The organism is Clostridium pasteurianum DSM 525 = ATCC 6013 (genome assembly GCF_000807255.1).
Lineage (GTDB): Bacteria > Bacillota > Clostridia > Clostridiales > Clostridiaceae > Clostridium_I > Clostridium_I pasteurianum.
In genome coordinates, this window is the sequence record NZ_CP009268.1 from 793,853 (window position 1) to 816,749 (window position 22,897).

Here is a 22,897-nt window from a genome sequence, read left to right on the forward strand (position 1 = left end):
ACACATTTCTAAATACCTAAATTTAAAGGTCTTAAATCATCACTTTCATGAACGCCTCTAAGTTCAAATTTGTATTCTCCAAGAAAATTTATATGTTCCCATCCAAGTGGTGCTATATGCTCTAATAAACTTTCATCAATGCTGCTTGTATGTTTAAGGTGTTCAATTGCTTTCTGTAAGTATGCAGTATTCCAAACACTTATAGCGTTTATAATGATATTTAATGCACTAGCCCTTTGTAGCTGATCCTGTAGTTCACGTTCTCTAAGTTCTCCACGTTTACCAAAAAATATTGCTCTAGCTAAAGCATTCATAAATTCCCCTTTATTTAAGCCTCTTTGTATGCGTCTACGCAAGGGCTTATTTGAAATATAATCAAGTAAAAATATAGTTTTCTCTATTCTTCCAATTTCTCGAAGGGCAGTAGCAAGACTATTTTGTCTAGCATAGGAACCTAATTTACCCATAATAAGGGAAGCTGATACCTTACCTTCACTTATTGATTGGGTTAACCTTAAAACATCATCATAATTTTCTCTAATTATTTTTAAATTAATATTTCCTTTGATTATTTTTTCTATCTTAGAGTAGTTACTTGGTTTGTTAAAGGAATAAAGCATGAGCTCAGATATATCTCTTATTCTTGGAGCAAAATGAAATCCTAGTAAATGACTTAACCCAAATATTTGATCAGTATAACCAGCAGTATCAGTATAGTGTTCATCAATACTGAGTTCTGTTTCATGGTAAAGTAGACCATCAATTACATGAACTGCATCTCTTGCATTAGTATTTATAACTTTAGTGTAAAAGCTTGAGTATTGGTCGCTAACGTGCCTATAAATTGTAGCACCCTTTTCTGATCCATAATGTGGATTATGCTCTGAATTTAATGCTGATACTCCAACCTGTACCCTCATTCCATCTGAAGATGATGTGCTTCCATCACCCCAATATGATGATAAAAATTGTTTATATTGATAATTAACCAAAGTTGCTTGTGACCTTTTCATAGCATCATCATACATACGCCATTGGGCTGTATTAGCCATTTGGCGATATGTTATACCAGGAGTAGCATCTGACATTTTTACTAATCCAATGTTTGTTCCCATTGCCATTAATGTAGCCATTAAAATTGTTTTTTCTTGACTATTACAAGCATTACCTGTGGAAGCATGAACAAAATTTTTATCAAAACCTGTCCACTTGGATACTTCAATAAGAAGATCTGTAAGCTTCACTCTAGGGAGTAGCTTATATAGTCTTTCACTTAATAATTTTGCTTCTTCAGGAGTTTCTTTTTCAAGCTTCTCAACATGGATTCTATCAGTACCGATGCTTACACCATCTAATTTATCAGCATTCTTGGAAACCCATTGAAGACGTTTATTCAAAGAATCCATCCTTTCAGTGATATAATGTTCAAAATCAAGACTTACAGCTATCTTAGGTGTAAGTAATTTCTTATCATTCCAATCATTTTTAGATAATAAGTATTCATCAAAATTTTTATAATTCCTACTGCCATTCACTGCAATATCGCCAGAACGTATTCTATTTTTCAGTTCTGTATACGCTGCTATCTCATAATAGTGACGATTAATATTACCATCAGGTTCAAATACATACTTGTTCCAACGGTTAGAAATAAAATCCGATGGTACATCCTCAGGAAGTTTTCTTTTACCTGTTTCATTCACCTTATTGATAACGTCCAGTGCATCTATTAAAGACTCTAATGATTTATTTGTTGAACTAAACTGAAGATGTTTTAATAAAGCAGGTGTGTACTTTCGTAACTGGGAATATCTTTTGTCCAACAAGTCTATATAGTCATAATTTATTGGTCTTGCTAAATTTTTTGCTTCTTCTACAGATTTAATTATTTTATCCCAAGGCATTACGGCTTCAATTGTTTCAAATGGATCAAGACTTTCATTTTTAGCTTTGATTAAGGCTGCGCCAATATCTACGAATTGAATAACCTTTTCATTAAGGAATTTTCCGTTTTGCTTTTGAATTGATTCCTGCTCTTTACGACCTTTTGAAAGGAATATATTAATTTGTCTATCATGAATATCTATAGCAAGATCAACAAGCGTTTGGCTCAGATCATATAAATATAAAGCAAGCATAGCATATCGTTTATTATCCTCAAATCGCCTAAATGAATATGGTTCATATTTAGATCCAAGTCTTGATAGTTGTCTAATTCTATTGGGATGAACACTTTCAATATTTAAATCAAGCTTTAAATCTCTTATTCTATCAAGTCTTTTTATCACTTCAAGAAATGCGTTTGGTGTTGATTGTCCTGGATCTTCTTTTAACCATGCAAGTGTTGTTTTAGTATCTTCATTTGGTGATTCTATAATAAAATCTAAAGATTTCTTTTGGGATTCAGTCAATGAATTATTTATAATATCAATAACTAAATTATCAGCTTTTGTTATAACTTCATTTACAACTCTCTCAATTGTAGTGATACCAGGAAGAATAATCATTTTATTTCTTAATTCAGCAATTGCAGCTTTCATAAGACGAAATACATTATCATTATCCATAGCAAGAGGCACAAGATAATCAATTAGATAATTGTAATCTTTATCTGAATATGTTCTATATCCATAGATCTCACGTATTTCTTGAAAATGTTCCATCCTTGTATTTTCTCTTTTAAAATACAGATCAAATTCTTTTGGATTTATATTAAGTTGCTCTGAAATATAACACAATATTGATTCAGGTATTTCTTGTGTATTACCTAAAGACCATCCAGGGTTACGAAGAACACATAATTGTACAGCAAATCCTAGACGATTATAATTTCTTCTGTGGCGATTAACAATTTCAATATCATTCTCAGTTAGGGTATAATATCTTGCAATCTCCCATTCGCTTATATTTTGAGGTATCTGGGTAAATTCAAGCCTTTGATCTTCTGTAAGTAAAATTTCTGGTGATGCCACTACCTATCAACTCCTTTGTTTAAATACTAGAACTATTTATTGCTATTGATATATCGATAAAGAGTAGTTTTACTGACACCAGTTGCTTTTCTAATTTCAGTAATGCTGTAATTTTTGCTATTATACATCTTAAGTGCTAACTTAATATCTTTATCATTTGTCTTTGGACGTCCACCTTTTTTTCCTCTTGCACGTGCTGCATTAAGTCCTTCTATTGTTCTTTGCGATATGAGGTCTCGTTCAAACTGACTAATACCTGCAAAAATAGTAAACATAAGTTTCCCTTGTGCTGTTGTAGTATCAACCCAAGATTCCTTAATGGATTTAATGTTAGCTCCTTTTTCTTCAATCTGCTCTACAATGCTAAAAAGATCTTTAACACTTCTACTCAATCTTGTAAGATCTGCTATTATTATTACATCACCAGTACGAATTTGATCTAATATCTTATTAAGTTCAGTACGTTCTTTTTTTATACCTGATACTTTTTCTTCATAAATTCTATTGCAACCAGCCTGTTTTAGTATATCTATTTGCCTATCTAAGTTTTGTTCTTCAGTACTTACTCTAGCATAACCTATATTCACGCTATCACCTCACATTAATAGTACCAAAAATGTTAGATGGTAGTCAATTTTGAAACTTTGTTTTCGGTAATAGTTTTGGTGCTAAAAAGTATAAAAATAAGAACTAAAAAAGCATCTAACTTTTTAGTTCCGAAAACGACCGTTTTTAGTACATTAATAAAAACATATAAAATTATTTATTTTTTTAGAGCGTTCTATTTATGAACCTTTATAGATAAAATTCCATTATTATCAACTGAATCTATAGTAGTAGTGATATTTCCTTTGTAACCTTTCTCAATATATCCTTCTAAATATTCTTCATGATTTTCTCCTTGTTTATCTATATAATAAATTTTAATTGATCCTTCAGTAAAATTTTCTGGAAGTATTATTTTTGTTTTATATATTTGATTTTTCGGTATTTGTGGTACTTCAATATCATTATTTAAATGAGAATATTTAATTTTTAAACCTGCTACGGTTTTATCTGTATTATTTTTAATAGATATTGTAATATTGCTTGAAAACAGTTTAATACTTATTATAATGCAAATAATAACCAATATTATTGCTATAAAAATATAGGTTGATTTATTTTTAAACACATTAATTCCCCTTTCTTTTAGTAGTGTAATCTAAAATTATATTGAATATACCATACTTTAGAACAATGTTCAAGATAATATATTATGAACCAATATTTAAGCTTATTTACAATTATTACATTTCATGATACTATACAAATATAACAATGAAATGGGGGAATATAAAATGAAAAAAAAGTATATAAGTTTTTTAGTTGCAACACTCTTGGTGACTACTTTATCAAGTTCCATTGTATTTGCTAAAACTAGTACAACCTTAAATAACACAGAACAAGTAAATGTATTACATAAAAGTTATGATGATATTATAAAAGAAAAGGGTGAAGTTCTATCATACGATGATTTTACTAATATTTTAAATGAAGTAAAAAACAATAATAAAGAGCTAACTAATGATTATGCTAAAAAGTTAATTGTGGACAAAATTAATGAAAAAGTAAACTCTACTATCGTTACACCATCATATACTATATGGGGAAAAAATTTAAACAGTGCTGAATTAGCACTTGTAGCAGCATATCCTTCCCAAGCTGTATTTGTTTATGCTGATGCTAATACAGCTTTATCAACTGCACAATCATTGTATCAAAGTAGTACTTTATATTTAGGTAACGGTGATGCATTTAGGCATACATATTGGAATGGATTAATGGCCAAAGATATAGGCGAGACTTATGCTAGTTATTTTGCTAATGCTCATGAAGCTCAAACACCTAGTGGACCAGATAAAACTATGGATTTAAATAATAATGATGTTGGTAGACGATTAGCTCGCTATACCAGTAGATCAAATTTAAAATCAGAAGTTATAAGATACTGTGATAATGGATGGTTAAATAGGGTTGTAAATGGTGTTCTTACTGTTACGGATTCAAGTGGTAAACTATAATATAAGATTTTATTAAAAATTTATTTTTCTATTAGAACTAATTTCAGTATAACTCTCACCAAGTATAAAATTTAAAAGATAGTAATATCAACATTTTTATGTATATATGCATTTCTAAAAAATTGAGAAAATATAATAATAAATAACTTTTAAAAATGGATTAAAGTGGGTAGAAATTAATATTTTTACCCACTTTTTGTCTTAGCGTGGGTTTTGTCGGAAATGTTGGTGACACCCCTTATAGGTAATTATGAAGAAATACTTATGAAAAAGGGAAATAGCAATTTTATCAGTGCTTAGGAGAATGAATCAGTTGAAATAAACAGAAGTTGAGAATATATGCTACAATAGAATAAAATACACATCAAAAGATGAAATTTTAAATTTACATAATAAAGAAGGTGAAGGTTATATGCGTAGTAAAAAAATACCTATATATTTGGGAACTGCTATATTAATGTTATTGGTAATTATACTTGCTGCAGTATTTTGTATAAGTCCAGTAAAGCAGATATCCTCTTATAGTAAATCTAGTTCAGCTAATGCAAATAGTGATATTATAAAAAATATAGAAAATGTAGAATATAATAAGGAAAGCGGTAATTTAAATATCAGTTTTGCAGTAACGGAAGAGGAGCTAAACAATATATTATATGAATCCATGAAAAATAGAATAGCAATAGATGGGCTTGAAAGTGATATAAATAGTAATAGTATAAAAATATATATAAATTCCTATCTATTAAAAGTACTTCCAACTCAGTACATGGTGGAATTAATTCCAAGTTTGAAGGATAGTACTTTAATCCTCAATTTAAAGAATGTAAAAATAGGAAGAATAGGAATTCCTAAAAAATATGTTTTAAACAAATTAAAAGAAAATAGCTCTAATTATATATCAGTTAATGATGATAATTCTATTAGCATTAATAATGAGGTGGTAGAGCCTTTTAAAATCAGCAGTTTTAACATAGAAGATAGTAAACTTAGGGTTAATTTAAATTATTCAATTAAATCAATTACAGATATAACAAATTTATTTTCTAACAAAATGCCAAAGGAAGTAACTGATTATATTAAGAATATATTTAGATAAAGCCAATAATTAAAATTAAAAAATAATAAATGGAATGTTAATTATATAACAAGAGAGGACTTAAGAAATTATCACTAAGTAAAGAACTTTCCTTATAAAGGACTCTCTTTTTAGTGATAATAAAAATATTACAAATTCATTTTAGTGAGCTAAAGATAAGCATATATTTGAAATGTAGAATTTACAAAAGTAAATGAACGTAACTAACAAGCTTTATTGATAGTGTTAAATGGGTCCCAAGCTTCCAGACAAATGTAACCATCATTTTGTTTATTTATAAGTTCTAAAGATCCAACGGGAACCGTATCTACAAAATTAAGCAATCTTTTCATATCTAGGTTGTTATTTATCAGGTGATTTTTGCCAACAATAAATTTTACGCCTTTTTTGTTTAAATTTCTCATCAAACTTATATTTGCATTAGTGTTCTCATTAACATCGTAGAATTTAAAAGCTTCTGAAGTAGCTAAAACTTCAATATGAAATTTTTTATTACTTAAAGCCTTCAATAATATATCTACATCTTTTAACAGTATATCCCATTTGTCCATCTGATCAATATGAAATATAATTTTGTGTTCTTGCATGAAAAAAACCTCCCTTGTAATAAAATAATAATGTATTAATGTGAATTTTATGAAGTTATAAGTATTATACCATACATATTTATGAATTTCATTATAAATTTATAAATATATTATGAAATTATTTATCATGGCATCTATATATAAAGTAGTATTATATTTTGTTAAAAAATGTCAAAAAGCTGTTGACAAATTAGATTTGTTAACAGCCTGAATAGCACCCAATTTATTATGAATATGTGTGTAAGAACCTTAGAACCTATCCTATTTGTTGGAATAACATACTAGGTAATTATATTTAATATTCCTTTAAATACCTGAAGCAATCTCATAAGCATCCCAAATAGCATACATGATATTTGAAACCTTTCGTGAATCACCAAGTACATATATTTCTGGTATTTCGTTCTTTAAATCATCATATATGGATCTTTCGGAATTATACCCCACTGCTAAGATAACACTATCACATTCAATAAGTTTGGAATTCCTTCCATTTTCATTTATTATTACTCCTTTTTCTGTAGCTTCAGTTACAGTAGAGGATGTTAAAACATGAACACCATTAAAAGGAACAAGTTTCTCAAGCATTTTACTATTAGCGGGGCAAGATGGTGCATTTACTGAAAGAAGCTTATTTAACGTTTCTACAATAGTAACACTGACACCTTTTTTAGCTAGCCAAAGGGAAATTTCACAGCCAACAAGTCCGCCACCTATAACGACAGTTTTCTTTCCTGGGTCAACTTTGCCATTAAGTACATCTACCGCAGTAAGAATATTTTTATTATTACCAAGATCAAATATCTTTGGTGTGGACCCAGTGGCAACTATTACTGCATCAGAATTATACTTTTTAACTTCTTCAGAAGTTAGTTCTTTATTTAAATGTATTTCAACATGAAGTGAATCAAGCTCATGCTCATACCATCTAGCTAATGCATGGTCATCTTCTTTAAAGTCTGGCATTCCACCAGGAATCAAATTTCCACCAAGTCTGCTGCTTTTCTCATAAATAACAGGTTCATGTCCTCTAATTGCAAGTACTCTTGCCGCTTCACAGCCTGCAACTCCTCCACCTATAATTAAAATTTTCTTTTTCTTTAGTACAGGTGCAAGTCGGGTTACACTTTCACGACAAGCCTCTGGATTTACTGCACAATTAAGAGCCACATAGGTAAACATACGTCCAAGGCATCCCTCATGGCATGAAAGACAAGGTCGGATAGATTGTAAGTGTTCAGCTCTTAATTTATTAACGTAGTGGGCATCTGCTAAAAGAGGACGTCCAAGACTTACAATATCGCAGGCACCATCTTTTACTGCTTTAGCTGCCATGTCAGGATTATCCATTCTTCCAGCACAAAGAATTGGTACATCTACGTTTTCCTTAAGTATTTTAGCATAAGGTATATATAAGCCTTTTTTCTGATACATTGGAGGATGATTCCACCACCATGAGTCATAAGTTCCAACATCCACATCAAGAGCATCATAACCGTAACTTACAAGAAGCTTAGCGGCTTTGATACCTTCTTCAATATCACGACCCTTTTCTTCAAATTCTTCACCTGGTAATGCACCATTTTTCCAATCCTTTATAAAACTTTTTAGTGTATAACGCAAAGTGACAGGAAAATCTGGTCCACAGGTTTTTCTTATTTCTTCAACTACTTCACGGGCGTAGCGTAGTCTATTTTCAAGAGATCCACCATATTCATCAGTTCTATGATTATAAAAGGCAGTGGCAAATTGATCCATTAGATAACCTTCATGTACTGCATGTATTTGTACACCATCAAAGCCTGCGTTTTTTGCATTAAGGGCAGCTTTCCCAAACATTTTAACAATATGTTTAATCTCATCTACCGTTACTTCACGACAAGTTACATCAGTCCAAACATTTTTTATAGGTGATGGTGCTATAGTTTCAATTTTATTAGGAGTATAAAGTACTCTTCCAAATCCGCCGCCTAATTGTATAAATATTTTTGAATCATAGGCATGAATACGCTCTATCATCTCTCTTGAAGTTCTTAAAAATTGTGTGTGATTTTCTGTTGCACAGGGAAAACCTGTACCAATATGATTTTCAACTAAATTATCGACCTGGGTAACCCCTGTAATAATAAGACCTGTTCCACCTTTTGCACGCTCAGTATAATAGTCTATGCCTCGTTTGTTAAATCCTCCCTGAGAATCACCTAAACCCATAGGTCCCATTGGTGCCATGGCAAATCTATTCTTAATTTCCAATTTTCCAATTTTTACAGTTTCAAATAAGATTTCATGCTCTTTTTTCAATCCCAATACCTCCTCATATTCTTTATATTTGCTCGCTCTCCCCTTAGGAAGGGGATATATTTATAATTAATTTTTAGTTGCTTAATAATTTAAATTAGTGCAAAACATCCAGTTGTATTTTAAATCTATAATTTTTTCGCCATTTCACTTAAAACGTGTGCATGGGCATTAATTTCCTCTATTGCTGCTGTAATTTCCTGAAAGGATGTTGATTGTTCTTCAAAGAAGGAATTGGATTTTTCAACTCCAGCTGCTATGTTTGAAACTCCACTTCCTATTTCTTTTAACACTAAATCAATCTTTTTTATTGATTCACTGCTGGAATTAGATAGTTTTCGTATTTCCTGTGCAACAACACTAAAACCTCTTCCTGATTCACCAGCTCTTGCAGCTTCAATTGATGCATTTAATCCAAGTAAATTTGTTTGATTGGAAACTTGTTTTACAAAGTCCACTATTTCGTCTGTATTTTCTGTGGTTTTAGTTGCTTTCTTAACTTCTTCCAGTATGACCTGATTTGAGTATAGTAAATCTTCAGATTTTTTTGCTATATCCTGTATTGCCTTAGATATTTCACTTAGTGAATTTGCTAACTCTTGTGAAAATTCGTTTACCTTTAATCTCTTTTCTATACTTTTTCCAGTTACAATTGCACCAATAACTTTTTCATTTTCATCCTTTATTGGTATAGCATAAGATTTAAAGGCTACTCCATAGGCATCTTTTGGAACATCTTTAATTATAGTTTTACCTGTTTTAATAGCATCATAAATTGCGCCCTTTTTAGAAACTGGATCTCCTACAGATGCATTGATAGGTAGATCCTTATTTACAAGTACATCTATGTACTTTTCAGTATCAGTTATTGAAAAGGCAGCTTCATTGTCAAAAATTATTTTTAGATAGGGCATTACTGTAGAAAAGGCTTCTAGTATTTTATTGTTTTCATCTTGCATAATAGTTCTCCTTATATAGCTGATTTGTTCATTAATCATTTCCACTTTGGTAAATAAATATTATATTTCACTCAAAAAAGTAAAAAATATTTCTTATTAGTATTTATCGTAGAATAATGTAAAATTTTTATACTATATCAGAAAGTTCTGGCAAGTCTTCACTGTGGAAGAGTTTGTGTGCCAAGGAACAAGATAAAATATTGCTAGAGCGGGTACAGCCGACATACGTGTAAAAATGGGCCACATGATCACAGTTTTATCCAATTCAACTAAAATGTAAGTAAAATCTGTTTTTCACCAAGTCTAAATATTTTTGAAATAGTTCAAAATATCATTTTTCAATCTTAATGAAATACTTCTATGCTATGTCATTAGGGTACACTTGCTGAAATATACTGTTAATATCTAAATAAGCTACTTAAATGAAGTGGCTCATTTTTACTTGTACTATGGCTGTACCCGTAAAACAAATAAAACAATATTATAAAACAAATAAAACAACAACTGTAGTTGTTGTTTTATTATTTAATAACAATTCATTTATAAATTCAACAAAATAATAGTTGTTATTTACATGAATATAACAACTATTATTTACATATTTACATAAAAAATTATAATGTATAGTATACTACATAGAAAAATAGGAAAATACGTATTATTTACTGAAAAATAACTATTATTAATTTCCTTAAATATAGAATTACTGAAATTATTATGCCATTATTGACATAATAATTACATTTATGTATAATTTATAAATGTTGATAATAATAATAGAAGGAAATGAATAATTTTGAAAAAACTATTAAAAAATTAGGATTAGTTGTAATATCATTTTTACTAATATTTTCACCTATTAGTAAAGCTCACGCAGAAGAAAATATTAATGATGTAAATGAAATTAAGGGGATTGTTAGTAAATATTTTAATGATGAATTTGAATCTATAAAAAAAGGACAAGCAATTAGTCAGGATGATACTATTTCTAATAATAAACTTAAAGAATTTATAGATTTAAAATATTCTAGAGAGGCATTATGGTTTAAAAAAATTAATAATCAATTAACAAAATACTCTATTAATATAGATTATAATTCAATAGATTTTAATGAAAATAGTTGTATAATTAACATTTCTAAATATACTGAATTCTCATTTAGTAATATTCCTGATACAGTTTCTAAAGAATGGGGTAACCATGTACTTACATTAAAGAAAATAAATAATAAATGGTTTATAGATGAAGATATAGATAAAAGTGATACTAATACTGATGATATTTCAAATAAAAAAACTTTGACAAATAATGATAATAGTGACACTATTATTGATAAAAAAATTGCTTCTTTAAAAACAAGTAATATTGATACTGATATTAATGAATATAAACAATTTATAAAAAAAATTAAAGAATCCAAAGAAAAAAATAATTTAATTAAATCATCAAATCTTATAACACCAATGGGTTCTTTTGGAGGACATAAATGGCAAGTGGATTATAATCGAACAGCTGCTGTTAATTATGCTCATAAATGGGCAAATTCATATAATCCTGAGTATTGGCAATATAGTAATGATTGTACTAATTTTGTTTCTCAATGTATTTTTGCAGGAGCACCGCAAACAAATCCGCTTTGGTATGGAAGTTATATAATGTCATCGAATGCTTGGGTTAATGTGAAAGGTCTTTGGAATTTTTTAATAAATAATACTTCTGAAGGACCTGTAGCAATGGATAATACTCATTATTTAGATATGGATTATGGTGATCCTATTGAATTCTGGAGCTATTATGAAAAAGATTATAGTCATGCTGTTATTGTAACAAAGATAGATTGGGAAGGAGATGGCGTATGTTATTCTGGACATACATCACCTAGATTAGATTATCCATTATCTATGGCATATGCAAGTGGGTCTTACGATCCTTCCAAAACAAGAACAGCTCACATATTTGGATATAATACTATTTGGAAATAATACTATAATTAATTTATTTTTTAATACTTATTGAGCCACATAATAGAACCAATATCTGTTATGTGGCTCAATAAGTGTAATATCAACAATTCCGATTTATTTTATATTCAATGATATTAACTAATGAAATTCAGGAATATTTTTAGAATAAAAATTGTACTCTCCAAGCAGATTAATATGTCTTATTATAATGCAACTATATGTTTGAGCAAACTTTTATTAAAAGTATATTCTTGTTTAAAAGACCTCAGCCTTTTGCAAGTGGGTGGTAGTATTCAAAACACTATAGCTCTAATTAAATACTCAACTTGTATTATAGATAGATTTTATGATAATATAATGTATATTTAAATTATAAAATGGAGAGAAGTTATAAATTACTATGAAGAAAAAAATATTAATAATACTGTTTTTAGCTTTTTTTATTTTTAGTACTTATCTTTTATGTAATATGTCATATAATAATAGTAATAATGAAAAGTATCATTATGTAGAAATAAAAAACTTAATAACTGAAGTATACCAATATCCAAATGGATATGATTCTTATTTGGAAAAATTTGTATCCAAACAAGTTTATGCTGCAAATTCCCTTTCTTCTGGTTTTTATACTAGTCCAAATATAAAAAGACCTATAAAAATTTCATTGAAATTAAATGAAATTAATCAACATAAAATCAATGGGAAAATATATATATATATGATAAAGGATCTTAATATATATGATTCTACTGGTAAATTAATTTGTTCGGCTTTAGATACACCAGTTATATATACTGTTACTCAAAATAAAGATCATTTATATATTGAAAAAAGTCAGGAATTTGAATATGAAAAACAAGTTCCTCAAATATATAGATAAAAATATTAAATAGTTTAACGTTCCGTTATTTAGCGAGCTCAACACAATTACAATTGTGTTGAATTGGGTAAAATAGCGTGAAGTCTTATAAATTAAGGCTTCACGCTTGTTTTTTCTCTTTGAAAATACAAATTTGCAAAAATAAATTCAACATATTATAATAAAATAATATATTATGTTGAATTAAATAAACACGTGGGACTACCCTAAAATACTGACTTTACAAAAAATATAATTGGTAATAAAGGGTAAAACTTTTTGCCCTTTAGAAACAAAAAAAGGAGTTAAATTATGGAAAGAGTTGAACCCATAAGATCAGAAAAAAAGATTAATGATCTGAAAAAGTACCTTCTTGGATCAGGAAGCATGAGAAATTATGCTTTAATTGTACTTGGACTTAATACAGCACTAAGGATTTCAGATATACTGCAGCTGACCTGGGAGGATGTATATGACTTTGAAGAAAAGACCTTTAAAACTCATGTATATATAAAAGAGCAGAAGACAGGTAAGGATAAGAAGTTTCTTTTGAATAAAAATGCAATAGAAGGCCTTTTAAAGCATAAAAGAAAACTTAGTCATATAAATCCATCAGACTATATTTTCAGCAGCCGCAACGGTGTAAATAAAGCCATAACCAGGTACATGGCCATAAAGATAATAAAGGATAGCTGTGCAGCAGTAGGAATAAAAGAACATGTAGGCTGCCATTCACTAAGAAAGACCTTTGGATATCATTCCTGGAAGAAGGGAGTACCTGTGCCGGTGCTGATGGAGCTGTTCAATCATTCTACTCAGGCCATAACTAAATTGTATCTTGGTATATCCCAGGATGATATTGATGATGTTTACCGTCTCGTCGAATTATAAAGTGCTAAACTTTAGTACCGTATAATTCATGTAATAAAGCATTGATTTTTACTTGTAAAAATTTTATAATTATATTACGGAATTATATACTCCATATATTACGTAATATATGGAGTATATAAAAAATGAAAGTGAGCATATTATGTAAGGAGGAATGAAAGTGGGTGTTGCAATGATGGATACCAAGCCTGTTATTACTAAAGATCAAATAGTAAAGTCATCTATAATTTCTAAGAGATTAGGTCAGTATAAGGAAAAGGCAAAAGAAAATCCAGTATATATTTCTGATAATGGATCTATAGATACAGTTTTACTTTCATATGACTATTATGAAAATATGTACAAAAGGTTAGCAGAACTAGAAGCAAAAGAAGAAGAAAAAATATTATCTCAAAGAATAGAAAGTCTTAATATTAACCCATCTAAAGCAGTTTCTTGGAAAGATATAAGACGTTAGTTTAAGTGAATTTATATAATAAAAGATTTGAGATAAGATTTCATCCTGATGCTGCTAAGGAGTACCAAGCTTTAGACAATTCAGTAATAGGAATTGTTAATAATGCAATTGACGATTTAGAATTAAGAGCAGATGAAGTTGGTACTCCACTAAGAAATAATCAATCTACCAAATTAGCTGGATGCAAAGAAAAAAAGCTTAGAACTGCAGGTATAAGAATAGTTTTTAGGGTTACTGATGAGAAAGTAGATATTCTTCGTATAGTGTATATTTTAACCATTGAAAAAAGAAGTAGAGATTTTGTATTTAAAGTTGCTCATAAAAGAAATATTACGGCTAAAAAAATTCCCAAACAAAAACTAAGTAAATATTTAGAATCATGCAAATCATGGAATGATTTTAATAAAAAATAGAGAGATATGAATTTCTCTATTTTTTATACGTTAAATTTGGGGTGTCGCCAACATTTCCGACAAAACCCACGCTAAATCGAGTAGGAGCTGAATAATTATTTTATTCAGCGACCTCTCACACCACTGTGCGTACCGTTCGGTACACAGCGGTTCAATAAGAATCACCTAATTATAGATACCTTTCGGTTAATGTTATAAAGCCTTGCTTTTTAAGATATTTATTAGATAGTGTTCTGGATAAAATAGGGCTGTTGGATATCCTCCAGTAGCCTTTTCTTGTATTTGCATACTCCCAAGCTTTATATTCATCAATACCAAGCTTTTTAAGATTATCATGTTTTGTTTTGATTTTCTTCCATTGTTTCCAATAGCATAGTCGAAGACCTTTAAATTTAGGTATTTAGAAATGTGTTCTTAAAGGGGGTGAAATCGCCATATTTTATTCAACTAATCCCTTAGAGGGGGTTTTGTCGGAAATGTTGGTGACACCCCTATTATAAATTAAGGGAGTTAACTAAAATGAGAAGTTTTTTCTACGCAAGAGTAAGCAGTAAAGATCAATCTCTAGAAAGACAAATTTTCGCAGCTAGAGAATTGGGAATAGAAAATGAATATATATTTATTGAAAAAGCTAGTGGAAAAGACTTTAAAAGACCTGAATATCAATTGATGAAACGTATGTTTCGAGAAGATGATATTTTGTATATTAAATCTTTAGATAGATTAGGTAGAAATAAACAAATGATATTAGATGAATGGCGAGAGCTTATACAAATAAAGAAAATAAATATCGTGGTTTTAGATATGCCTTTATTAGATACAAGAAAATATAAAGATATGAATGGATTAGAAAATTTAATTTCGGAATTAATACTTCAACTATTAAGTTATATGGCTGAAGATGAACGTAAAAGAATAAAGGAAAGACAAAAAGAAGGTATTGCAGCTGCAATTAGCAATGGAGTCAAATTTGGTAGAAAAAAAATAAACATTAATGATAATTTTGAATCAATATTTGATAATTGGAAACAAAAGAAGATAACTGCAGTAGAAGCCATGAAACTATCTGGAATGAAAAGTAATACTTTTTATAGAAGAGCAAAGGAATATGAATTAAGGAGGAACACACCTTGACAACTATTGAACGTACTGCTTATCCTCGATTTGATAAGAATATTAATTCAAAAGGAATTATAAAAATATATACTCCAAATCATGAAGAGTTTGAATTAGCTCATAGAATAGCAAAAGGTCAAGGTCAAATTCTTAATTTTATTGTTATGCTTAAATCATTTCAACGATTAGGGTATTTTCCTAAAGCCGATGATGTGCCAGTAGAGATTATAAAATATATTTCATCACAATTAAAGATACCATTAAATACAGAATTTGATTTGCCAGAGAGAACACGTTATAGATATAAAATTTCTATTAGGAAATATTTGAATGTAACTGAATTTGGAGCAACTGCAAGAAATGTGGTTACAGAAGCAACATATAAAGCTGCACAAGTTATGAATAATCCAGCTGATCTTATAAATGTGGCAATTGAAACTTTAATTAAAGAGAGGTTTGAGCTTCCTGCATTTAGTACATTGAATCGCTTAGTTCGTCATATTCGTGCATTGGTTAATTCAAAAATTTATGAAAATATATTGAGCCAGTTAAATGATGATAAAACAGCTCAATTAGATAGATTATTAATTATTGAAAGCTCAAAAAATTATTCTATGTTTAATTATTTGAAAGAGCTTCCAAAAGCTCCAAAAATTAATCATCTTAAATCGTTGGAAGATACATATCAGTTAATTTTATCTATGGGTGATGTTGAAAATTTAATTCAAGATATCCCATTGGCTAAAATTAAACACTTTGCATCTGAAGCTAAAGCTCTTGATGCTGCTGAAATGAATAAGCTATCTGATAGTAAGAGATATACTTTGATTTTAAGTTTAATATATATGTCAAAGGTTAAGACCCGAGATAACTTGGTAGAAATGTTTTTAAAGTGTATTCGTAAAATTCAAAATAAAGGTAAAGACGAACTAAAAAAAATTCAAGAAAAAATCGTGCAAAAACAGAAAATTTGATTTTAGTACTTGTAAAAACAAATGATAGCTCTAAGAGCAATTCAATGCTTGGAAAACAAATTAGAGAAATAATAAATGAAAATGGTGGTACGGAAGTACTTCTTACAGAATGTGATAATGTTTCTTCTTACAATGGAAATAATTATTTGCCGTTGTTATGGAAATTTTATAAAAGCTATAGGAAGGCACTATTTAGATTAATAAAACTTCTTGAAATTCAACCAGCTACACAAGATCAATCTTTAATTAATGCTCTAAAATTCCTAATTACTAATAAAGACAAGCGCATTGAACTATTGCCTTTTGCACTAGATTTAGATTTTGTAAACGCTCAATGGCAAAATACTGTTACAGCAAAAGAAGGTGAAAATACATTTTTAGTTAGAAGACACCTTGAAATATGTATTTTCTATCACTTGGCATTGGGACTTAAAACTGGAGACTTATGTATTAATACTTCTGAAAATTTTGCTGATTACAGAAATCAGCTTTTATCTTGGGAAGAATGTGAACCTTTAGTTTCTGATTTTTGCCAAGAGATGAATTTCAAAGACAATCCAGTTGAATTTGTATCAAACTTAAAGTCATTACTAAAAGAAAAGGCTCTAGAAGTAGATAAAAATTATCATAACAATGGAAGTATTTCAATTAATGAAAAAGGTGAGGTTGTTCTTAATCGTACAAAAGCAAAAGGTATCTCCAAAAGTGCTGTTGATTTGCAAAATGATATTTATGAATGCCTACCTGAACGAGATGTTATTGAAATTCTTTGCAACGTAGAGCATTGGTTAAATTGGACACGCCATTTTGGACCATTATCTGGCTCCGATCCAAAGCTTGAAAATGCAGTTGAAAGATATGTCACCTTAGTTTTTGGATATGGTTGTAATCTAGGTCCTACAGAAACATCAAGACATATGAAAAGTTCAGTAACTCCGCATATGTTATCTTTTGTAAATCGAAGGCATGTTACAGTAAATAAGTTGGATGAGGCCATTAAAGATATAATAAATTTATATAATAAATGCTATATTCCTAAATTATGGGGGAATAATAAGGTTGCTGCTGTTGATGGCACAATGCGTGAACTTTATAAAGAAAATTTAGTATCTGAATACCACATCCGTTATGGTGGAAATGGCGGTATTTCATATAATCACATTTCAGATACATATATTGCTCTATTTAGTCATTTTGTCCCATGTGGCGTATGGGAAGCAGTTTATATTATAGATGGATTAATGAATAATAAATCTGATATTCAGCCAGATACAATCCATGGAGATACCCAGGCACAGTCAACGCCTGTTTTTGCATTAACTTATTTATTGGGAATAAAGCTAATGCCACGTATTAGAAACTGGAAGGATTTAAAATTTTATCGTGTTGATAAAAATCATAAATATAAAAATATAGATTCTTTATTTAGTGATGTTATAGATTGGAAGTTAATCGAAACTCATTGGAAAGATATGCTCCAAGTAGTTTTGTCGATTAAGGCAGGGAAAATAGTCTCTTCTACACTTTTAAGAAAGTTAAATAATTATAGTCATAAAAATAAGCTATATCAATCATTTAGAGAGTTAGGGAGAGTAATCAGAACCATATTTCTTTTAGAATATATCTCTAATATTGAAATGCGTACACAAATCACTTCAACTACAAATAAAGTAGAATCGTATAATGGATTTTCTAAATTTTTTGCATTTGGTGGCGAAGGTGTTATAACAGAAAATGATCCTGATGAACAAGAAAAAAGAATTAAATATAATAACCTTGTATCTAATGCAGTAATACTTCAAAATGTTGCAGATATAACATATATATTAAAACAACTATTAGCTAATGGAGTTAAGTTTACAAAGTCAGATGTGGCTGCTCTTAGTCCATACATAACAAAGCATATAAAACGATTTGGTGATTATGTGATTGATTTAGGGAATATACCTGAGTCTATAGATATGGGTATTTCCATACCATAAAATAAGAACCAGTCACAAATTGGAAGTCAAAACCATGATGTGGCCGGTTTTTACACGTATGTCGGCTGTATCCCTAGAGTTTATGTATCAAAAATAAAAAATATACTTGAACATTGTATTAAAATCATAAAAATTTGTATCAAAAATTATCCAAAGTGTATTACTAATATTGACAACATTCTGAAAATCATCTATTTTACTTGGAATAATTTTAATACAGAAGTTTGGCATATAAATTGCTGATTTATATGATTAAAAATAAAAATTGAGGTGATAATTTATTGTATTTGTAAACGTTTGTAAAGGCTTTATAAGCTAGAATGACTGGATAAAATTTGTAGGATGAAATTAAAAAAATAAACTTATAAAATAAGGGGGATTTTTTCATGAAAAAAGGCTTTAAAAGCATATTTAGTTTCTTCATGTGCTCAGCTTTATTTTTAACTACTTTTATTAGCACTTCGCCTGTGATCACCAAGGCGGAGACAATTTCTACCTTTACAAGGGAAGATTTTATAAATGGTGAATTTGGAAATACAGATAATGGACTGGAACTTTTGAAAAAAGATGGAGACAATGCTGCCATTACTAGTACATACTCTGAAAAATTCAGCTATGAAGCAGATGTGAATCTTGAAGATGGACCTTCAGCTGCTTTAATATTCGGAGTGGCAAATAAGGACAACCCTTCTAGTGGAGTTTGGTATGGTGTAAATATAAATAAAACAGAGGGATATTCCTATGCTGAAAATGATAAGGTTACTGGTGTAATAAGGATGTTTAAGGTGGTACCTGGACAAGACCTTGGAATTAATGAAGCAGTACCTCTTACAGAAGCTCAAAAGGCAAAGAATACTTTTCACTACAAAGTAACTGTGGATAGTAATAAGAATATAAAGTTCTATTTGGATGGAAATCTTGTATTTGTGAAGAATGATCCTTCCTGGACTGGAGGAAATGCAGGACTTTTAACCTTTAACACTAAAGCAACTTTCAGTAATATAAAATTTAGTGACAGCCCAGTAGATAATGATGAAAATGGATTTTCAACTAATCTTACAAATATAACTGGACTTAAGGGTACCTGGATTAAGACTAATGAAGGACTTTTTTCTCAGGGAAGAGGGGATAGTTTTGCTATATCTGATACCACTGGATCAGATTTTATCTATCAGACGGATGTAACTTTACCTTCTGTAGGAGCAGCTTCAATAGTATTCAGGTCCAATGATAACGGTTCCGATTCCTATGTGGCAAATGTGGACAGTGGTGCCGGTATGGGAAAACTGTTTAAGTTCCAAAATGGTTCAGCTACGGTTTTTAAGGAATTCAAAATACCTTCAAAAAGTACTTATAATCTAAAGGTTAAAGCCATAGGGTCTCATGTGGATTACTATATTGACAATAACCTTGTGGGAAGTTTTGATGACAGTTCCTTTAGCTCAGGTAAATTTGGACTTTTGAATTACAGTGCCTCTGAGATATATCAAAATCTAAACAAAACTGATATAAATGCAGCCACTTATCCTAAATTGACAGATCTTAAGATTGAAGGGGTAAATTTATCCCCAAGCTTTAGTGAAAATGTATTTAATTATAATGCTAATACAGAATATACTGTGGATAAGATAAAATTAAAGCTTTCTGCGGTTAATGCTTCTTCTGTAAAGGTAAGAGTCTTAGACAGCAAGGGAATTGAAGTTTTTAATAAAGACCTGCAGAACAATACTTTTAATGAAATAGCTATTCCTGTAGGATTAAATAAGGTCTATGTAACGGCTAAGGATAATGAAGACAATGAAAGAACCTATTTAATAAATCTTAAGAGAGCATTAGATCCAACTTCATATTATTCAGAAGAATTCAGACCACAATTTCACTATTCACCAAAGGAAAACTGGCTGAATGATCCAAATGGCATGGTGTATTATGAGGGAGAATATCATCTATTCTATCAATATTATCCCTATGGTAAAGAATGGGGACCTATGCATTGGGGACATGCTGTAACTAAGGATTTAATTCACTGGACGGAGCTTCCTATTGCCCTATATCCAGATGATATTGGGGCTATATTTTCCGGTTCCGCAGTGGTAGATGAAAACAATACTACCGGGTTCTTTACCAATACTTCAGAGAAAAAGGGACTAGTGGCAATTTATACTACAGATAACAGCGGTATTCAGCAGCAGAATGTTGCCTACAGTACAGATAAGGGTAGAACCTGGATAAAATATACTGGAAATCCTGTTTTGAAGACCAGTGATGATCCTCTTAATAATGGCGCTTTCAGAGATCCTAAGGTATTCTGGGATGAAGACGCCAAGAAGTGGATTATGGTAGTTGCGGGAGGACCCTTAAGATTTTTCTCCTCTTCAGATCTTAAAAACTGGAAGGCAGAAGCAATGCAGCCGGAAATCGAAACAGAATGTCCTGATTTTCTAAGAATGAAGGTAGAGGGAACCAATGAATATAAATGGGTACTCAGTGGAGGCGGAAGATTCTACATGATTGGTGACTTCAAGGAGGTAAATGGTAAATTAACTTTTGTACCTGAAGCAGATAAAATTTCAATGAATTTCGGAAGGGATTCCTATGCAGGACAAACTTATAACAATACTCCTGATGGCAGGGTAATTATGATTAACTGGATGAATACCTGGGACAATTATTGCAAGGCAGTATCAGCTATTACAGAGCCTTTCAACGGTAATTTCAATCTGCAGCTTGAGTTAAAGTTAAAGAAAAATCTTCAAGGACAGATAAAATTGATTCAGGAGCCTATAAAAGAATATGACAGCCTGCGTTTAGCACCTACAGTAATAGAAAATGCTACAGTGGGCAGTACAGGTAATGTACTTCAAGGAATTACAGGAAAACAGACTGAAATTGTTGCTGAATTTACTCCAGGGGCGGCTACTACAGATGTAGGCTTTAAGCTGAGAGTGGGTAACAATCAGGAAACCGTTGTAAACTATAATATAGCAACTAAAAAGGTATCCATAGATAGAAGCAAATCTGGAAAGATACCTACTGAAAATGGCAACAGATACTATGAAAGTGATCTGTTTAAGGCAGTGGAAACAGGAGATATGTCCATGACTTCTGATGGAAAAATCAAGCTTAAAATCTATCTTGATTGGGCTTCTATAGAGGTATTTGGAAATGAGGGAGAAGTGACAGGAGCTTCACTTATATTCCCAGACAGCAGCAGTACAGCTATGGAAACCTATTCAAAGGGAGAAGATTCAAAAGCAAATATCACTCTATATCCTATGGATAGTATTTGGAAAAGCAGCAGTTCTTCATTATCAGTAAAAGCTGTGGATTCTGCTAACAACAATAAATTATTAAAAGATGCAGAATTTAAGCTATATGATGCTAATGGAAATGCTATAGGAACTGATAATATTAAAACTGACTCAAAAGGACAAGTTTCTATAAATAATCTAGCACCAGCAGAGTATGTCTTAAAACAGGTGAAGGCACCAAAGGCATATAATCTGGAGGAAAGCTTTAGTCAGAAGATAGATTTAACAAAAGGTAACCAGAGTGTAGATGTAAATTTTGTTAAGGCAGCAAACCCTGAAAAGGAAGCTTACAAAGTGGTATTTAAAGATTATGATGGAACTGTGTTAAGTGAGCAGGAAGTAAAAAGCGGAAAGTCTGCAAAGGCCCCAAAGAAGCCAGTTAGAGAGGGTTATGACTTTACAGGCTGGGATAAATCCTTTCACAAGGTTACAGAAGACTTAGTAGTAACAGCTGTATACAAAGTAAAAACCTATACAGTGATTTTTAAAGATTATAAGGGAAAAACTATAGGAAAGGCTCAAACTGTAGAGTATGGAAGTGCAGCAAAAGCACCAGAGGCTCCAGCAAGAGAAGGCTATACCTTTACAGGCTGGAATAAGGACTTTAGTAATGTTAAGAAAAACTTGGAGGTAAAAGCTGAGTATAAGATAAACAGTTATACAGTAGTTTTTAAGGATTATAATGGAGAGATTATAGGAAAACCCCAGACTGTAGAATATGGAAAATCTGCAAAGGCACCAAAAGCTCCAAGGAGACCAGGATATGTATTTACTGGATGGGACAAGAATTTCAATAATGTTAAAGGAGACTTGGAAGTAAAAGCAACTTACCATAAAGTTAATGCATGGTCTGGAGTGTTCTACAGAAATATTTGGACATGGATAATAAGCATTTTCTAGAATTTTCATTAATAGCTAAACCTTTCAATCAGGTGGGGGAGATTCCTCACCTGA

General features: G+C 30.4%; 17 protein-coding genes and 1 pseudogene. 11 read left to right on the top strand and 7 right to left on the bottom strand.

The features are described from left to right. Nucleotides 1-8: 8 nt before the first annotated feature. The 3 genes from CLPA_RS03495 to CLPA_RS03505 all read right to left on the bottom strand — a co-directional run bounded on the left by CLPA_RS03495 (nt 9) and on the right by CLPA_RS03505 (nt 4,146). Entirely contained in the window at nt 9-2,972 is a 2,964-nt protein-coding gene (locus tag CLPA_RS03495; RefSeq protein ID WP_004455437.1) for a Tn3 family transposase, read from the bottom strand. A 32-nt stretch (nt 2,973-3,004) separates the two neighbouring features. Continuing rightward, nucleotides 3,005-3,559, bottom strand: a complete 555-nt coding sequence (locus tag CLPA_RS03500) for a recombinase family protein (protein ID WP_004455436.1) — start codon at nt 3,557-3,559, stop codon at nt 3,005-3,007. Between the two features lie 194 nt (nt 3,560-3,753). Next, a complete protein-coding gene (locus CLPA_RS03505) occupies nt 3,754-4,146 on the bottom strand; it encodes a hypothetical protein (protein ID WP_004455435.1) in 393 nt (130 codons plus the stop codon). A 166-nt stretch (nt 4,147-4,312) separates the two neighbouring features. On the opposite strand from CLPA_RS03505, the gene CLPA_RS19985 reads away from it, so the two are divergent. Together CLPA_RS19985 and CLPA_RS03515 are read left to right on the top strand one after the other, a co-directional pair. Continuing rightward, nucleotides 4,313-5,035, top strand: coding sequence for a DUF6973 domain-containing protein (locus tag CLPA_RS19985; RefSeq protein WP_004455434.1), 723 nt, complete (start codon nt 4,313-4,315; stop codon nt 5,033-5,035). 412 nt (nt 5,036-5,447) lie between these two features. After that, on the top strand, nt 5,448-6,131 hold the full coding sequence (locus CLPA_RS03515; RefSeq protein WP_004455433.1) for a hypothetical protein: 684 nt from the start codon (nt 5,448-5,450) through the stop codon (nt 6,129-6,131). Nucleotides 6,132-6,334: 203 nt separating this feature from the next. Here CLPA_RS03515 and CLPA_RS03520 read toward each other — a convergent pair whose 3' ends face one another. The 3 genes from CLPA_RS03520 to CLPA_RS03530 all read right to left on the bottom strand — a co-directional run bounded on the left by CLPA_RS03520 (nt 6,335) and on the right by CLPA_RS03530 (nt 9,975). Continuing rightward, the gene (locus CLPA_RS03520; protein WP_004455432.1) at nt 6,335-6,718 is read right to left on the bottom strand and encodes a DsrE family protein; all 384 of its coding nucleotides are present in this window, start codon (nt 6,716-6,718) and stop codon (nt 6,335-6,337) included. Nucleotides 6,719-7,024: 306 nt separating this feature from the next. Further along, a complete protein-coding gene (locus CLPA_RS03525; protein ID WP_004455431.1) occupies nt 7,025-9,019 on the bottom strand; it encodes an oxidoreductase in 1,995 nt (664 codons plus the stop codon). Nucleotides 9,020-9,144: 125 nt separating this feature from the next. Next, nucleotides 9,145-9,975, bottom strand: coding sequence for a methyl-accepting chemotaxis protein (locus CLPA_RS03530; RefSeq protein WP_004455430.1), 831 nt, complete (start codon nt 9,973-9,975; stop codon nt 9,145-9,147). Nucleotides 9,976-10,761: 786 nt separating this feature from the next. Between CLPA_RS03530 and CLPA_RS19990 the strand changes: the two genes are divergently transcribed. The 5 genes from CLPA_RS19990 (at nt 10,762) to CLPA_RS03555 (ending at nt 14,560) form a co-directional block, all read left to right on the top strand. Next, nucleotides 10,762-11,958: an amidase domain-containing protein gene (locus CLPA_RS19990; protein ID WP_004455428.1), complete on the top strand. Its 1,197-nt coding sequence runs from the start codon at nt 10,762-10,764 to the stop codon at nt 11,956-11,958. Nucleotides 11,959-12,340: 382 nt separating this feature from the next. Continuing rightward, a complete protein-coding gene (locus CLPA_RS03540; RefSeq protein WP_004455426.1) occupies nt 12,341-12,820 on the top strand; it encodes a hypothetical protein in 480 nt (159 codons plus the stop codon). Between the two features lie 291 nt (nt 12,821-13,111). Further along, entirely contained in the window at nt 13,112-13,690 is a 579-nt protein-coding gene (locus tag CLPA_RS03545) for a site-specific integrase (protein ID WP_004455424.1), read from the top strand. Nucleotides 13,691-13,844: 154 nt separating this feature from the next. Next, the gene (locus CLPA_RS03550) at nt 13,845-14,147 is read left to right on the top strand and encodes a prevent-host-death family protein (RefSeq protein WP_071167494.1); all 303 of its coding nucleotides are present in this window, start codon (nt 13,845-13,847) and stop codon (nt 14,145-14,147) included. Between the two features lie 5 nt (nt 14,148-14,152). After that, nucleotides 14,153-14,560 (top strand): type II toxin-antitoxin system RelE family toxin, encoded by a 408-nt coding sequence (locus CLPA_RS03555; protein ID WP_004455417.1) that lies wholly within the window; start codon nt 14,153-14,155, stop codon nt 14,558-14,560. Nucleotides 14,561-14,729: 169 nt separating this feature from the next. Here the strand turns inward: CLPA_RS03555 and CLPA_RS22075 are convergent. After that, nucleotides 14,730-14,942, bottom strand: a pseudogene (locus CLPA_RS22075) (group II intron reverse transcriptase/maturase); the annotation flags it as partial. Between the two features lie 137 nt (nt 14,943-15,079). Here CLPA_RS22075 and CLPA_RS03560 point away from each other — a divergent pair. From CLPA_RS03560 to CLPA_RS03570, 4 genes are all read left to right on the top strand, one after another. Then, nucleotides 15,080-15,694, top strand: a complete 615-nt coding sequence (locus CLPA_RS03560) for a recombinase family protein (RefSeq protein WP_004455416.1) — start codon at nt 15,080-15,082, stop codon at nt 15,692-15,694. Further along, the gene (locus CLPA_RS21470) at nt 15,691-16,650 is read left to right on the top strand and encodes a DUF4158 domain-containing protein (RefSeq protein WP_196771754.1); all 960 of its coding nucleotides are present in this window, start codon (nt 15,691-15,693) and stop codon (nt 16,648-16,650) included. The genes CLPA_RS03560 and CLPA_RS21470 overlap by 4 nt, the downstream gene beginning before the upstream one ends. After that, nucleotides 16,647-18,632, top strand: coding sequence for a Tn3 family transposase (locus CLPA_RS03565; RefSeq protein ID WP_196771755.1), 1,986 nt, complete (start codon nt 16,647-16,649; stop codon nt 18,630-18,632). Before CLPA_RS21470 ends, CLPA_RS03565 begins: the two co-directional genes overlap by 4 nt. 386 nt (nt 18,633-19,018) lie before the next feature. Then, on the top strand, nt 19,019-22,843 hold the full coding sequence (locus tag CLPA_RS03570) for an InlB B-repeat-containing protein (protein WP_004455415.1): 3,825 nt from the start codon (nt 19,019-19,021) through the stop codon (nt 22,841-22,843). Nucleotides 22,844-22,897 lie beyond the last annotated feature (54 nt).

Excerpts from the sequence above, each read along its gene's own strand:
- CLPA_RS19985 (WP_004455434.1), top strand. The coding sequence starts at position 4,313 with ATGAAAAAAAAGTATATAAGTTTTTTAGTTGCAACACTCTTGGTGACT.
- CLPA_RS03515 (WP_004455433.1), top strand. The coding sequence starts at position 5,448 with ATGCGTAGTAAAAAAATACCTATATATTTGGGAACTGCTATATTAATG.
- CLPA_RS03520 (WP_004455432.1), bottom strand. The coding sequence starts at position 6,718 with ATGCAAGAACACAAAATTATATTTCATATTGATCAGATGGACAAATGG.
- CLPA_RS03530 (WP_004455430.1), bottom strand. The coding sequence starts at position 9,975 with ATGCAAGATGAAAACAATAAAATACTAGAAGCCTTTTCTACAGTAATG.
- CLPA_RS19990 (WP_004455428.1), top strand. The coding sequence starts at position 10,762 with ATGAATAATTTTGAAAAAACTATTAAAAAATTAGGATTAGTTGTAATA.
- CLPA_RS03540 (WP_004455426.1), top strand. The coding sequence starts at position 12,341 with ATGAAGAAAAAAATATTAATAATACTGTTTTTAGCTTTTTTTATTTTT.
- CLPA_RS03545 (WP_004455424.1), top strand. The coding sequence starts at position 13,112 with ATGGAAAGAGTTGAACCCATAAGATCAGAAAAAAAGATTAATGATCTG.
- CLPA_RS03550 (WP_071167494.1), top strand. The coding sequence starts at position 13,845 with ATGAAAGTGGGTGTTGCAATGATGGATACCAAGCCTGTTATTACTAAA.
- CLPA_RS03560 (WP_004455416.1), top strand. The coding sequence starts at position 15,080 with ATGAGAAGTTTTTTCTACGCAAGAGTAAGCAGTAAAGATCAATCTCTA.
- CLPA_RS03570 (WP_004455415.1), top strand. The coding sequence starts at position 19,019 with ATGAAAAAAGGCTTTAAAAGCATATTTAGTTTCTTCATGTGCTCAGCT.